This window comes from Streptomyces sp. NPDC015131, from assembly GCF_043079975.1.
Classification (GTDB): Bacteria; Actinomycetota; Actinomycetes; order Streptomycetales; family Streptomycetaceae; genus Streptomyces.
In genome coordinates, this window is sequence record NZ_JBIBVB010000001.1 from 160832 (window position 1) to 174165 (window position 13334).

Below are 13334 nucleotides of genomic sequence, written 5' to 3' on the forward strand. Positions count from 1 at the left end.
CGCCCCCGCCCCGCTAGGACGCCGGGCCTGCCAGGACCGCTACCGGCTTGGCCGGCGGGGTGCCCGAGCCGTCCCGGCGGGGGTCCGCCTCGGGCAGCTCCACCGGGGTGCCGTTCTTCTGCGCCGCGTACGCCGGGGCCGCGCCCGCCCACGCCAGGACCAGCATGTCCTCGCCCTTCAGGAACCGCTGGCAGCGCACCCCGCCCGTGGCCCGCCCCTTGCGCGGGTACTGGTCGAAGGGGGTGAGCTTCACCGAGGTGACCGCCGTCGGGTCCAGGGCGCCGGACGAGCCGGCTGCCGTGTACACCACGGCGTCCTGCGCGGGGTCCACCGCGGTGAACGACAGCACCCGGGCGCCCGCCCCCAGCTTGATGCCCGCCATGCCGCCCGCCGGCCGGCCCTGGGGCCGCACCTGGGAGGCCGGGAACCGCAGCAGCTGGGCGTCGCTGGTGATGAAGACCAGGTCCTCCTCGCCCGTGCGCAGCTCGACCGCGCCGGCGATCCGGTCACCGTCCTTCAGGCCGATGACCTCCAACTCGTCCTTGTTCGCCGGATAGTCCGGGACCACCCGCTTGACCACGCCCTGGACGGTGCCGATCGCCAGGCCCGGCGAGGACTCGTCCAGGGTGGTCAGGCACATCACCGCCTCGTCCTTCTCCAGCGTCAGGAACTCCGAGATCTGCGCCCCGCCCGACAGGTTGGGCGCGGACGCCGTGTCCGGCAGCTGCGGAAGGTCGATCACCGACAGCCGCAGCAGCCGCCCGGCCGACGTCACCACGCCGACCTCACCCCGCTGGGTCGCCGGTACCGCCGAGACGATCACATCGTGCTTGGCGCGCTTGCCGCCGCTGTCCGGCAGCGCGTCGCCGCCCGCCGTCCGCGCCAGCAGCCCCGTCGACGACAGCAGCACCCGGCAGGGGTCGTCCGCCACCTCCAGGGACGCCGCCGCGACCGGCGCGCCCGCCGACTCCAGCAGCACGGTCCGCCGGTCCGTGGCGAACTTCTTCCCGACGGCGGCCAGTTCCGACGACACCAGCTTGCGCAGCTCGGCGTCGGACTCCAGGATCCGGGTCAGCTCCTCGATCTCGCCGGTCAGCCGGTCGCGCTCGCCCTCCAGCTCGATCCGGTCGAACCGGGTCAGCCGGCGCAGCGGTGTGTCGAGGATGTACTGCGTCTGGATCTCGCTCAGCGAGAACCGCTCGATCAGCCGCTCCTTCGCCTGCGCCGAGTTGTCGCTCGACCGGATCAGCCGGATGACCTCGTCGATGTCGAGGAGCGCCACCAGCAGGCCCTCGACCAGGTGCAGCCGGTCCCGCTTCTTGCCCCGCCGGAACTCGCTGCGGCGCCGGACCACCTCGAAGCGGTGGTCCAGATAGACCTCCAGCAGCTCCTTCAGGCCCAGGGTGAGCGGCTGCCCGTCGACCAGCGCCACATTGTTGATGCCGAAGGACTCCTCCATCGGCGTCAGCTTGTAGAGCTGCTCCAGGACGGCCTCGGGGATGAAACCGTTCTTGATCTCGATGACCAGACGCAGCCCGTGCTCGCGGTCCGTGAGGTCCTTGACGTCAGCGATCCCCTGGAGCTTCTTCGCCGCCACCAGGTCCTTGATCTTGGCGATCACCTTCTCCGGGCCGACCGCGAAGGGCAGTTCGGTGACGACCAGCCCCTTGCGGCGCGCCGTCACGTTCTCCACGGTCGCGGTGGCGCGGATCTTGAAGGTGCCGCGGCCCGTCTCGTACGCGTCCTTGATGCCGGACAGGCCGACGATCCGGCCGCCCGTGGGCAGGTCGGGGCCCGGCACGTACCGCATCAGGGTCTCCAGGTCGGCGCCCGGGTGCCTGATCAGGTGGCGGGCCGCCGCGACGACCTCCCCCAGGTTGTGCGGGGGCATATTGGTCGCCATCCCGACCGCGATCCCCGACGCGCCGTTGACCAGGAGATTCGGGAAGGCGGCCGGCAGCGCGACCGGCTCGCGCTCCTGCCCGTCGTAGTTCGGCGCGAAGTCGACCGTGTCCTCGTCGATCGACTCCGTCATCAGCGACGTGGCGTCCGCCATCCGGCACTCGGTGTACCGCATGGCGGCCGGCGGGTCGTCATTGCCGAGCGAACCGAAGTTCCCATGGCCGTCCACCAGCGGCAGCCGCATCGAGAACGGCTGCGCCATGCGCACCAGGGCGTCGTAGATCGACGCGTCACCGTGCGGGTGGAGCTTGCCCATCACCTCGCCGACGACCCGGGCGCACTTCACGAAGCCGCGCTCGGGCCGCAGCCCCATCTCGTTCATCTGGTACACGATCCGGCGGTGCACCGGCTTCATGCCGTCCCGGGCGTCGGGCAGGGCGCGGGAGTAGATCACCGAGTACGCGTACTCGAGGAAGGAGCCCTGCATTTCGTCGACGACGTCGATGTCGAGGATCTTCTCCTCGAAGTCGTCGGGCTGCGTGGTCTTCGTGCTGCGGCGGGCCATCGCGGCTGCGGCTCCTTCACCAACAAGGTTGATCTGACGCGGACCATTGTGGACCGTCGCACTGACAACACCGACCGCGACCCGGAAGAGGGACGTCACGCGGATGCGGGAACTTCGCGGGGTGTCAGTGCGCTTGCATACAGTGGCAGCACATGAACGGCGGTCCGCGGCAGGTCGCGGCCGCCGCATACAGTGGCAGGACCCTCCGCGGCGGCGCGCGGCGGGGCCCGCCGCACAGCGGCACACGGCGATCACACAGCGATCGAAGGGACGTACATGCCCATGGGTCACACGGCCACAGCCCAGGCCGGCTCCGGCGGCCTCACAGCGACCGAGCACCGCCTCGCCAACGGCCTGCGCGTGGTGCTCTCCGAGGACCACCTGACCCCGGTCGCCGCGGTCTGCCTCTGGTACGACGTCGGCTCGCGCCACGAGGTCCAGGGCCGGACCGGCCTCGCCCACCTCTTCGAGCACCTGATGTTCCAGGGCTCGAAGCAGGTCCGGGGCAACGGCCACTTCGAGCTGGTGCAGGGCGCCGGCGGCTCGCTCAACGGCACCACGAGCTTCGAGCGCACCAACTACTTCGAGACCATGCCGGCCCACCAGCTGGAGCTGGCGCTGTGGCTCGAGGCCGACCGGATGGGGTCGCTGCTCTCCGCGCTGGACGAAGAGTCCATGGAGAACCAGCGGGACGTCGTCAAGAACGAGCGCCGCCAGCGGTACGACAACGTCCCCTACGGCACCGCGTTCGAGAAGCTGACCGCCCTCTCCTACCCGGAGGGCCACCCCTACCACCACACGCCGATCGGCTCCATGGCCGACCTGGACGCCGCCACCCTCGAGGACGCGCGCGCCTTCTTCCGCACGTACTACGCGCCGAACAACGCCGTCCTGTCCGTCGTCGGCGACATCGACCCCGAGCAGACGCTCGCCTGGATCGAGAAGTACTTCGGCTCCATCCCCTCCCACGACGGCAAGCGGCCGCCCCGGGACGGCTCCCTACCCGAGATCATCGGCGAGCAGCTGCGCGAGGTCGTCGAGGAGGAGGTCCCGGCCCGCGCCCTGATGGCCGCCTACCGGCTCCCGCACGACGGCACGCGCGAGTGCGACGCCGCCGACATCGCCCTGACCGTCCTGGGCGGCGGCGAGTCGTCCCGGCTGTACAACCGCCTCGTGCGCCGCGACCGCACCGCCGTGGCGGCCGGCTTCGGCCTGCTGCGCCTGGCCGGCGCGCCCTCGCTGGGCTGGCTCGACGTCAAGACCTCCGGCGGCGTCGAGGTGCCGGACATCGAGGCGGCCGTCGACGAGGAGCTGGCCCGCTTCGCCGCCGAGGGCCCCACGCCCGAGGAGATGGAGCGCGCCCAGGCCCAGCTGGAGCGCGAGTGGCTGGACCGCCTCGGCACCGTCGCCGGCCGGGCGGACGAACTGTGCCGGTACGCCGTGCTGTTCGGCGACCCGCAGCTGGCCCTGACCGCCGTCCAGCGCGTCCTGGACGTCACCGCCGAGGAGGTGCGGGAGGTCGCCGCGGCCCGGCTCCGCCCCGACAACCGGGCGGTGCTCGTCTACGAGCCCCTCGCCGCCGCCGACGACGATCAGGCCGACGACCAGGAAGAAGAGGGGGCCGACCAGTGAGCGACGCCGCTGTGTCCCTGACGTCCATGGAGTTCCACCCGCAGCCCCGCCCCGGGACCGCCGAGCCGTGGGCCTTCCCGGCCCCCGAGCGCGGCACCCTCGACAACGGCCTGACCGTGCTGCGCTGCCACCGCCCCGGCCAGCAGGTGGTGGCCGTGGAGATCTTCCTCGCCGCCCCGCTGGAGGCCGAGCCCGAGGGCCTCGACGGCGTCGCCACCATCATGGCGCGCGCCCTGTCCGAGGGCACCGACAAGCACTCGGCGGAGGAGTTCGCCGCCGAGCTGGAGCGGTGCGGCGCGACCCTCGACGCGCACGCCGACCACCCCGGCGTCCGGGTCTCCCTCGAAGTCCCGGTCTCCCGGCTGGGCAAGGCCCTCGGCCTGGTCGCCGAGGCCCTGCGCGCCCCCGCCTTCGCCGACAGCGAGGTCGAGCGCCTCGTCCGCAACCGGCTCGACGAGATCCCGCACGAGATCGCCAATCCCGCGCGCCGGGCCGCCATGCAGCTCTCCAAGGAGCTGTTCCCCGCCGGTTCCCGGGTGTCCCGGCCCCGCCAGGGCACCGAGGAGACCGTCGCCCGTATCGACGCCGCGGCCGTACGCGCCTTCTACGAGGCGCACATCCGCCCCGCCACGGCCACCGCGGTCGTCGTCGGCGACCTCACCGGGGTCGACCTCGACGCGGTGCTCGCCGAGACCGTCGGCGCGTGGACCGGCGACACGGCCGAGCCCCGGCCCGTCCCGGCCGTCACGGCCGACGACACCGGGCGGGTCGTCATCGTCGACCGCCCCGGCGCGGTGCAGACCCAGCTTCTCATCGGCCGGATCGGCCCCGACCGGCACGACCGCGTCTGGCCCGCCCAGGTGCTGGGCACCTACTGCCTCGGTGGCACCCTCACCTCCCGTCTGGACCGGGTCCTGCGCGAGGAGAAGGGCTACACCTACGGCGTACGGGCCTTCGGCCAGGTGCTCCTCTCCGGCCCCGAGGGCGACGGCGCGGCGATGCTCGCCATCAGCGGCTCCGTCGACACGCCCAACACCGGGCCGGCGCTCGACGACCTCTGGAAGGTGCTGCGCACCCTCGCCGCCGAGGGGCTGACCGACGCCGAGCGCGAGACGGCCGTGCAGAACCTGGTGGGCGTCGCCCCGCTGAAGTACGAGACGGCCGCCTCCGTCGCGGGCACGCTCGCCGACCAGGTCGAGCAGCACCTCCCGGACGACTTCCAGGCCCGGATGTACGCCCGGCTCGCGGAGACGGGCACGGTGGAGGCCACCGCGGCGGTCGTCAGCGCCTTCCCGGTGGACCGGCTGGTCACGATCCTGGTGGGCGACGCGTCCCAGATCCAGGAGCCCGTGGAGGCACTCGGCATCGGCGAAGTGACCGTCGTACGTGGCTGACTGACGCCCCGTCGCCGTCCGGCCGGGCCCCGGGCCCGTCCGGACGGCGACGGCGCAGCCACCCGTCGGCACGCCGGTCCGCCGGCTCCAGGACCCCGGCACCGCACGGTGCCGGGGTCCTTCCGTACCCCCGCACGACCCCCGGCCATATGTCCGCTTTGTTGCGGAGGTTCGGTGTCTGCGCTGTGGCGTGCGCTACAAAAAACCGTGTCTGTTTGGTGATTGAAAGATCGGCCGCTTAGCGTCTGATCGGCTGTCCGACCGGTACCCGCCGCATCCGCGGCACCGGGCAGCCATCGCCGAGTCCCCTGAGGCGCGAGCCTGGGGAGCCGGGGACCCACTCAGTCCCTGGGGTGAATCGGACGCCTTCGCACCCGTGCGGAGGGGCCCGTAGGAGACCTTCCTGCTCCGAACCCGTCAGCTAACCCGGTAGGCGAGAAGGAAGGAAAGGATCAGCCACTCCATGGCGTTCACCCGTGCCACCGGGAAGCACCGTGCCCCCAGCCGCCTGAGCCGCAAGAGCGCGCAGGTCGCCGGAGTCGCGGCCCTCGCCACCACCGGCGTCATCGGAACCCTCGCTTCCCCGGCACTCGCCGCCGCCCCGGACGCCGCCCCCGGCGCCCTGGAGGACACCGGCCTCAACCAGGTGGTCGTCACCGACAGCCTCGCCGAGCAGGTCGACGCCCAGGCCGAGGCGCAGGAGCTGGAGGCCCAGGAGGCCGCGGCCAAGGCGGCCGCCCAGGCCAAGGCCGAGGCGGAGGCCAAGCGCAAGGCCGAGGCCCGGGTGAAGGCGGCCCGCGAGGCCAAGGAGCGCGCCGACCGCGAGGCCGAGCGCCAGCGGCTGAACGCCTTCCGGCTCCCGGTCGAGGGCAGCTACGTGAGCACCGGTTACCAGACCGGTGGCGCCATGTGGTCCTCCGGCAGCCACACCGGCATCGACTTCCACGCCGCCTCCGGCTCCCAGGTGGTCTCCGTGGGCGCCGGCACCGTCGTCGAGGCGGGCTGGGGCGGCGCGTACGGCAACAACGTCGTGATCCGGATGAACGACGGCACGTACACCCAGTACGGCCACCTCTCCTCGGTCAGCGTCTCGGCCGGCCAGACCGTGATGCCGGGCCAGCAGATAGGGCTGTCCGGCTCCACCGGCAACTCCTCCGGGCCCCACCTGCACTTCGAGGCCCGCACGGGCGCCGACTACGGCTCGGACATCGACCCCGTCGCGTACCTCCGCTCGCACGGCGTCAACGTCTGAGACGCCCCGCCCGCTCGCGCTCACACCGAAGGCCCCGGTTCGCCGCCCGAACCGGGGCCTTCGCCGTTCCGCCGCTCTTTCCCCGCGCCGCGGCGGCTCCGGGGCGGGCGCTTTTCGGCCGGAAGGTATGGCCTGAATTCCCGGGGGCGGTCGGAAATTCCGCCGTCCTGCCATAGAGTCGGCATTCAGGCGTCCCGAACGGCTCACTTATCGGTGGGGCGCCGGCTGGGTTTTCGCGTGAATCACCTGGGGGTTCTGGTATGCGCATTCCGGCGCACTCGCTGTGCACCGCCATCCGCGACGACATCGTCACCGGGGTCCACGCGCGCGGCAGCCGCCTCACCGAGGAGCAGCTGGCCCGCCGCTACGGCGTCTCACGGGTGCCGGTCCGCGAGGCGCTGCGCACCCTGGAGTCCGAGGGCTTCGTCACCACCCGCCGCCACGTCGGCGCGTACGTCGCCGAGCCCACCGAGCAGGAGGCCGCCGACCTGCTGGAGATGCGCGCCCTGCTCGAGCCCCTGGCCGCAGCGCGCGCCGCGCAGCGCCGCACCCAGGCGCACCTCAAGGTGCTGCGCGGTCTGGTCAGGCTGGGGCAGGAGCGGGCCCGCCGGGGCCAGGGCGAGGACCTGCGCCCGCTGGACGGCTGGTTCCACGAGACGCTCACCCAGGCGTCCGGCAGCCCCGCGCTCACCGGGCTGCTGACCCAGCTGCGCCAGAAGATCGCCTGGATGTACGCGGTGGTCGACGCGCCCGCCCGGCCGGCGGAGGCGTGGGCCGAGTACGGCGCGATCGTGGACGCCGTGGCGCGCGGCGACGCCGAGCGGGCCCGTACGCTCACCGCCGCCCATGTCCAGCGGGCCGCGGCGGCCCACCGGCTGCGCCGCACGGAAGGGCCGGCGGGGCCGGCGGTGAGGACGTCGCAACACCGTGTAAACACCGCGAACGCCGGAAATTAACAGAGGCCCCGTAGAAATGAGGGGTGCGGGCCGGGGGAGGGGAATGAATTCCCGCCGCATGAGTGCCCCCGGTAATTCCGGTGCCGATTTCCCGAATACAGGGGGCGGGAGATCGAGGCGGGGCCGGACGGCGGAGGGGAAAGCAGGACGGAGTCGTACCGGCCGGAATTCCGGCCCGTACGACTCCGTCCCGTGTGGGGGGTTTCTTCGCGGGAGGTGCGACCCGGGAGGGTCAGACCGTCTCGGGAAGCTCCTCGAGCCCCTCGGCGACCAGCTTCGCCAGCCGGTCCAGGGCGGCGTCCGCGCCCTCGGCGTCCGAGGCCAGGACGACCTCCTCGCCGCCCTGCGCGCCCAGGCCCAGCACCGCGAGCATCGACGCGGCGTTGACCGGGTTGCCGTCGGCCTTGGCGATCGTCACGGGGACGCCGGAGGCCGTGGCGGCGCGGACGAAGATGGAGGCGGGGCGGGCGTGCAGGCCCTCGGCCCAGCCGACGTTGACGCGGCGCTCAGCCATGGTGTTGCCCTTCGAGTCTCGGAGGTTGTCTAGACCACTTCTGGAATCCAGTCTCTCATGTCCCCCGGGGTGCTCGGACCAGCCGCGTCGGGGCACGCGGACGGCGGCCACGCCGTCTCACCCGGGTTGTCCACAGGGCCCCCGCCACCGGCGGCCCGCGCCGTACTCTGGGGCCCATGCGGACCCCGTCGGAACAGCCGGAACACGTGTACCCCGACCACTGGGAGGCCGACGTCGTGCTGCGGGACGGCGGCACCGCGCGGATCAGGCCCATCACCACCGAGGACGCCGAGCGCCTGGTCAGCTTCTACGAGCAGGTCTCGGACGAGTCGAAGTACTACCGGTTCTTCGCCCCCTACCCGAGGCTCTCCGCCAAGGACGTGCACCGCTTCACCCACCACGACTACGTCGACCGGGTGGGCCTCGCGGCCACCGTCGGAGGCGAGTTCATCGCCACCGTCCGCTACGACCGGATCAACGACCAGGGCCTCCCCGCCCCCGCCCCCGCCGACGAGGCCGAGGTCGCCTTCCTGGTCCAGGACGCCCACCAGGGGCGGGGCGTCGCCTCCGCGCTGCTCGAACACATCGCGGCCGTCGCCCGCGAGCGCGGCATCCGGCGCTTCGCCGCCGAGGTGCTGCCCGCCAACAACAAGATGATCAAGGTGTTCACCGACGCCGGGTACACCCAGAAACGCAGCTTCGAGGACGGCGCCGTACGCCTCCACCTCGACCTGGAGCCCACCGACCGGTCGCTCGCCGTGCAACGCGCCCGCGAGCAGCGCGCCGAGGCCAGGTCCGTCCAGCGCCTCCTCGCCCCCGGCTCCGTGGCCGTCATCGGCGCCGGCCGCGCACCGGGCGGCGTGGGCCGCACCGTCCTGCGCAACCTCCTCGACGCCGGCTACACCGGCCGTACGTACGCGGTCAACAGCGCCCTCACCGGCACGGCCACCACCCTGGAGGGGGTGCCCGCCTTCCGCTCGGTCGCCGACATCGGGGAGCCCGTCGACCTCGCGATCGTCGCCGTACCGGCGGCACGCGTGCCCGAAGCCGTCGCCGACTGCGGCGAGCACGGCGTGCAGGGCCTGGTGGTCCTCTCCGCCGGGTACGCCGAGCAGGGCGCCGAGGGCAGGGAGCGCCAGCGCGAACTGGTGCGCCAGGCGCGGGCGTACGGCATGCGCATCATCGGCCCCAACGCGTTCGGCGTCATCAACACCGCGCCCGGCGTCCGGCTCAACGCCTCCCTCGCACCCCACCCGCCCGCCTCCGGACGGATCGGGCTGTTCACCCAGTCCGGCGCCATCGGCATCGCCCTGCTCTCCGGGCTGCACCGGCGGGGCGCCGGCCTGTCGTCGTTCATCTCCGCGGGCAACCGCGCGGACGTCTCCGGCAACGACATTCTCCAGTACTGGTACGACGACCCCGACACCGACGTCGTCCTGCTCTACCTCGAATCGATTGGCAACCCCCGCAAGTTCACCCGGCTCGCCCGGCGCACCGCCGCGGTCAAACCGGTCGTCGTCGTCAAGGGCGCCCGGCACAGCGGCAGCGCGCCCCCCGGCCACGCCGTCCCCGCCACCCGCGTCCCCCACACCACGGTCTCGGCCCTGCTGCGCCAGGCGGGCGTCATCCGGGTCGACACCGTCACCGAGCTGGTCGACGCCGGCCTGCTGCTCGCCGGGCAGCCCCTCCCGGCGGGCCCGCGCGTGTCGATCCTCGGCAATTCGGAGTCCCTCGGGCTGCTGACGTACGACGCCTGCCTGGCCGAAGGGCTGCGCCCCCGTCCGCCGCGCGACCTCACCACGGCGGCCACCCCCCAGGACTTCCGCGCCGCCCTCGCCGAGGCCCTGCGCGACGAGACCTCCGACGCGGTCGTGGTCACCGCCATCCCCTGGGTCGGCGAGAACGGCGCGACCGAGTCCGGCGGCGGCGAGGTGCTGGCCGCGGCCCTCCGGGCGGCCACCGCGGAGGCGCCCGCCAAGCCGGTGCTGGTCGTCCATGTCGAGATGGGCGCCCTCGCCGACGCCTTGGCCGCCGCCACCAGCACGGCGCCCCCCGCCCCCGGAGCACCACCGCCACCCGCCGCCCCGCCGGGCCGGGTGCCCGCGCCGGGCCAGGTGCCGCCGCCGGAGCGGGCGCCCGCGACCCCGCCGGGCGGCCGGCCTCCGAGCGAGCCCGGGGCCCCGGAGGGCGCCGCGCACCCCGAGGGCGCCCCGGCTCCCGAGGACGCACCGGCGGGGGAGTACCGCATCCCGGCGTACCCCGCCGCCGAGCGGGCCGTCCGCGCCCTGGCCGAGGCCGTCCGGTACGGGCAGTGGCGGCGCCAGGCGGCCGAGCCGGGGCGCGTCCCCGAGTACGAGGGCATCGACGAAGCCGGAGCCGCCGCCCAGATCGGCCGGGCGCTCACCGGCGCGGCCGACGAGCGGGGCGTCACCCTCACCCCCGACGAGGCCCGCGAACTCCTCGGGCGCTACGGCATCCCCGTACGCCCCGCGCTCCCCGCCCCCACCCCAGGCGACGCGGTCCGCGCCGCCGACGGCCTCGGCTACCCCGTCGCCCTCAAGACCACCGCCCCGCACCTGCGCCACCGCCCCGACCTCGGTGGGGTACGCCTCGACCTGGCCACCGAGGAGCAGCTGCGCGCCGCCTACACCGAGCTGACCGAGACCCTCGGCAAGCCCGAGGAGCTCCAGCCCGTCGTCCAGGCCATGGTGCCGCGCGGCGTCGACACCGTCGTGCGCGCCGCCATCGACCCGGCCGTCGGCGCGGTCCTGTCCTTCGGCCTCGCGGGCGCGCCCTCCGAGCTGCTGGGCGACACCGCCCACCGCCTCGTCCCCGCGACCGACCGGGACGTCGCCGAGCAGATCCGCTCCATCCGCACCGCCCCGCTCCTGTTCGGCTGGCGCGGCTCGGCGCCCGCCGACACCCAGGCCCTCGAAGAGCTGCTGCTCCGGGTCTCCCGGCTGGTGGACGACCACCCGGAGATCGTCGCCGTCGGACTGGAGCCGGTGGTCGTCGCGGCCCGCGGCCTGTCCGTGCTCGGGGCCACCGTCCGGCTCGCCCCGCCACCCGCCCGCACCGACCTCGGCCCCCGCCGCCTCCCCAGCTACTGACGACGACGGCGCTCACCGACGACGGCAGGCACCGACGAGACGACAGCAGCCACCACGAGACGACGACAGCCACCGCGCACCCGCTGCCCGCCCCCACCCGCTGCCCGCCCCAGCCCTCACCGGCGGTCCGTCGCCACGCCCCGCGCCGAACCGGCTCCCGAGCGTCCCTCGCAGTCACCGCACCCCCGTAGGATGGAGCCCATGGCGAAGACCGGTACGACGACCCAGGGGCTGCGCGCGGCGATCGAGCGCAGCGGCTACTACCCGGCCCTCGTGGCCGAGGCGGTGGAGGCCGCCGTCGGCGGGGAGCCGATCGCGTCGTACCTGGTCCACCAGGAGACCACCTTCGACGCCAACGAGGTGCGCCGCCATGTCACCGTCCTCGTCCTGACGGCCAACCGGTTCATCGTCAGCCACACCGACGAGCAGAACGCCGACACCAGCTCCCCGACGCCGTACGCCACCACCTCCACCGAGTCGGTCAAGCTGGACCGCATCTCGTCCGTCGTGCTGAGCCGTGTCGTCGCCAACCCCGAGTCGTACACGCCCGGCACCCTGCCGCGCGAGGTCGTCCTCACCATCGGATGGGGCGCCGTGTCCCGGATCGACCTCGAACCGGCCGCCTGCGGCGACCCGAACTGCGAGGCCGACCACGGCTACACCGGCAGCTCCACCGCCGACGACCTGAGCCTGCGCGTCAGCGAGGCGGGCGACGGCCCCGAGACGGTCCGGCAGGCGCTCGCCTTCGCGCAGGCACTCTCCGAAGCCACTGCAGCCACTGCGGCCACCGCGGCCAACTGCTGATGGTCCAGCCCGCACACATGGCGTCCGCCTGGCCCGACGAGCCCGAGCCGCTCGCCCTCGACACCGCGCCCGTCCCCGAGTACGGCTCCGGCTCGCTGGCCGACCTGCTGCCGACGCTCGCCGCCGGGCTCGGCGTCCCCGGCTTCGAGCACCGCATCACCGAGCTGACGCCCGCCGACCGGAACTGCGTCTTCCTGATCGATGGCCTCGGCTGGGAGCAGATCAAGGCCCACCCCGGTGAGGCCCCCTTCCTCTCCTCCCTGCTCGGCGGCTCGCGCGGCGGCACGGGACGGCCCATCACCGCGGGGTTCCCCGCCACCACCGCCACCTCGCTCGCCTCGGTCGGCACCGGACGGCCCCCCGGCGAGCACGGGCTGCCCGGCTACACCGTGCGCGACCCGGCGATCGGCGAGCTGATGAACCAGCTCCGCTGGAAGCCCTGGACCCCGCCGCACATCTGGCAGCCGTACCCGACCGTCTTCCAGCTCTCCGACGCCGTCGGCGTCCACACCGCCCAGGTCTCCTCGCCCACCTTCCGCGACACCCCGCTCACCAAGGTCGCGCTCAGTGGCGGAACGTTTCATGGGCGGCTCACCGGCGAGGAGCGGATGGACCTCGCCGCCGAGCAGCTCGCCGCCGGCGACCGGTCCCTGGTCTACACGTACTACAGCGAGGTCGACGGCAGCGGCCACCGCTTCGGCGTCGACTCCGACGCCTGGCGCGGCCAGCTGATGTGCGTCGACCGGCTGGTGCAGCGGCTCGCCGAGCAGCTCCCGCCCCGCAGCGCGCTGTATGTCACCGCCGACCACGGCATGATCGACATTCCCTTCGACGAGCGGTCCCGGATCGACTTCGACGAGGACTGGGAGCTGCGCGCGGGAGTCGCGCTCCTCGGCGGCGAGGGCAGGGCGCGCCATGTGTACGCGGTGCCGGGCGCCGCGAGCGATGTCCTGGCGTGCTGGCGCGAAGTGCTCGGCGAGCAGTTCTGGGTGGCGAGCAGGGACGAGGCGATCGCGGCCGGATGGTTCGGCCCGGTGATCGACGAGCGGGTGCACGGCAGGATCGGGGACGTGATCGCCGCCGCCCACGACGACGTGATCATCACGGCGTCCGTCAATGAGCCCAACGAGTCCGCGATGGTCGGGGTCCACGGCTCGATGACGCCCGTGGAGCAGCTCGTCCCCCTGCTCGAAGTCCGTACGTGA

At 73.5% G+C, this 13334-nt stretch carries 9 protein-coding genes and 1 riboswitch; of the genes, 7 read left to right on the top strand and 2 right to left on the bottom strand.

The window, feature by feature from the left end:
- Positions 1-13: 13 nt before the first annotated feature.
- Positions 14-2467 (bottom strand): DNA topoisomerase (ATP-hydrolyzing) subunit A, encoded by a 2454-nt coding sequence (locus tag ACF08D_RS00625; protein ID WP_392220183.1) that lies wholly within the window; start codon positions 2465-2467, stop codon positions 14-16.
- Positions 2468-2743: 276 nt separating this feature from the next.
- Here ACF08D_RS00625 and ACF08D_RS00630 point away from each other — a divergent pair, with 276 nt between their 5' ends.
- The 4 genes from ACF08D_RS00630 to ACF08D_RS00645 all read left to right on the top strand — a co-directional run bounded on the left by ACF08D_RS00630 (position 2744) and on the right by ACF08D_RS00645 (position 7701).
- The gene (locus tag ACF08D_RS00630; protein WP_392220184.1) at positions 2744-4099 is read left to right on the top strand and encodes a M16 family metallopeptidase; all 1356 of its coding nucleotides are present in this window, start codon (positions 2744-2746) and stop codon (positions 4097-4099) included.
- A gap of 26 nt (positions 4100-4125) precedes the next feature.
- Positions 4126-5493: a M16 family metallopeptidase gene (locus tag ACF08D_RS00635; RefSeq protein WP_392221173.1), complete on the top strand. Its 1368-nt coding sequence runs from the start codon at positions 4126-4128 to the stop codon at positions 5491-5493.
- Positions 5494-5780: 287 nt separating this feature from the next.
- Positions 5781-5943: riboswitch (cyclic di-AMP (ydaO/yuaA leader) on the top strand.
- Positions 5944-5956: 13 nt separating this feature from the next.
- The gene (locus ACF08D_RS00640; RefSeq protein ID WP_392220185.1) at positions 5957-6745 is read left to right on the top strand and encodes a M23 family metallopeptidase; all 789 of its coding nucleotides are present in this window, start codon (positions 5957-5959) and stop codon (positions 6743-6745) included.
- Between the two features lie 260 nt (positions 6746-7005).
- A complete protein-coding gene (locus ACF08D_RS00645) occupies positions 7006-7701 on the top strand; it encodes a GntR family transcriptional regulator (protein WP_392220186.1) in 696 nt (231 codons plus the stop codon).
- A 232-nt stretch (positions 7702-7933) separates the two neighbouring features.
- On the opposite strand, the gene ACF08D_RS00650 is transcribed toward ACF08D_RS00645, so the two are convergent.
- Positions 7934-8215 (bottom strand): HPr family phosphocarrier protein, encoded by a 282-nt coding sequence (locus ACF08D_RS00650; RefSeq protein ID WP_392220187.1) that lies wholly within the window; start codon positions 8213-8215, stop codon positions 7934-7936.
- 176 nt (positions 8216-8391) lie between these two features.
- Here ACF08D_RS00650 and ACF08D_RS00655 point away from each other — a divergent pair, with 176 nt between their 5' ends.
- From ACF08D_RS00655 to ACF08D_RS00665, 3 genes are all read left to right on the top strand, one after another.
- The gene (locus tag ACF08D_RS00655) at positions 8392-11325 is read left to right on the top strand and encodes a GNAT family N-acetyltransferase (RefSeq protein ID WP_392220188.1); all 2934 of its coding nucleotides are present in this window, start codon (positions 8392-8394) and stop codon (positions 11323-11325) included.
- Between the two features lie 201 nt (positions 11326-11526).
- A complete protein-coding gene (locus ACF08D_RS00660) occupies positions 11527-12129 on the top strand; it encodes a DUF5998 family protein (RefSeq protein WP_392220189.1) in 603 nt (200 codons plus the stop codon).
- Entirely contained in the window at positions 12129-13334 is a 1206-nt protein-coding gene (locus tag ACF08D_RS00665) for an alkaline phosphatase family protein (RefSeq protein WP_392220190.1), read from the top strand. The genes ACF08D_RS00660 and ACF08D_RS00665 overlap by 1 nt, the downstream gene beginning before the upstream one ends.

What these genes read in the sequence shown, in the direction of transcription:
- ACF08D_RS00655 (WP_392220188.1), top strand. Translation starts at nt 8,392, where the DNA reads ATGCGGACCCCGTCGGAACAGCCGGAACACGTGTACCCCGACCACTGG.
- ACF08D_RS00635 (WP_392221173.1), top strand. Translation starts at nt 4,126, where the DNA reads ATGGAGTTCCACCCGCAGCCCCGCCCCGGGACCGCCGAGCCGTGGGCC.
- ACF08D_RS00640 (WP_392220185.1), top strand. Translation starts at nt 5,957, where the DNA reads ATGGCGTTCACCCGTGCCACCGGGAAGCACCGTGCCCCCAGCCGCCTG.
- ACF08D_RS00630 (WP_392220184.1), top strand. Translation starts at nt 2,744, where the DNA reads ATGCCCATGGGTCACACGGCCACAGCCCAGGCCGGCTCCGGCGGCCTC.
- ACF08D_RS00665 (WP_392220190.1), top strand. Translation starts at nt 12,129, where the DNA reads ATGGTCCAGCCCGCACACATGGCGTCCGCCTGGCCCGACGAGCCCGAG.
- ACF08D_RS00625 (WP_392220183.1), bottom strand. Translation starts at nt 2,467, where the DNA reads ATGGCCCGCCGCAGCACGAAGACCACGCAGCCCGACGACTTCGAGGAG.
- ACF08D_RS00660 (WP_392220189.1), top strand. Translation starts at nt 11,527, where the DNA reads ATGGCGAAGACCGGTACGACGACCCAGGGGCTGCGCGCGGCGATCGAG.
- ACF08D_RS00650 (WP_392220187.1), bottom strand. Translation starts at nt 8,215, where the DNA reads ATGGCTGAGCGCCGCGTCAACGTCGGCTGGGCCGAGGGCCTGCACGCC.
- ACF08D_RS00645 (WP_392220186.1), top strand. Translation starts at nt 7,006, where the DNA reads ATGCGCATTCCGGCGCACTCGCTGTGCACCGCCATCCGCGACGACATC.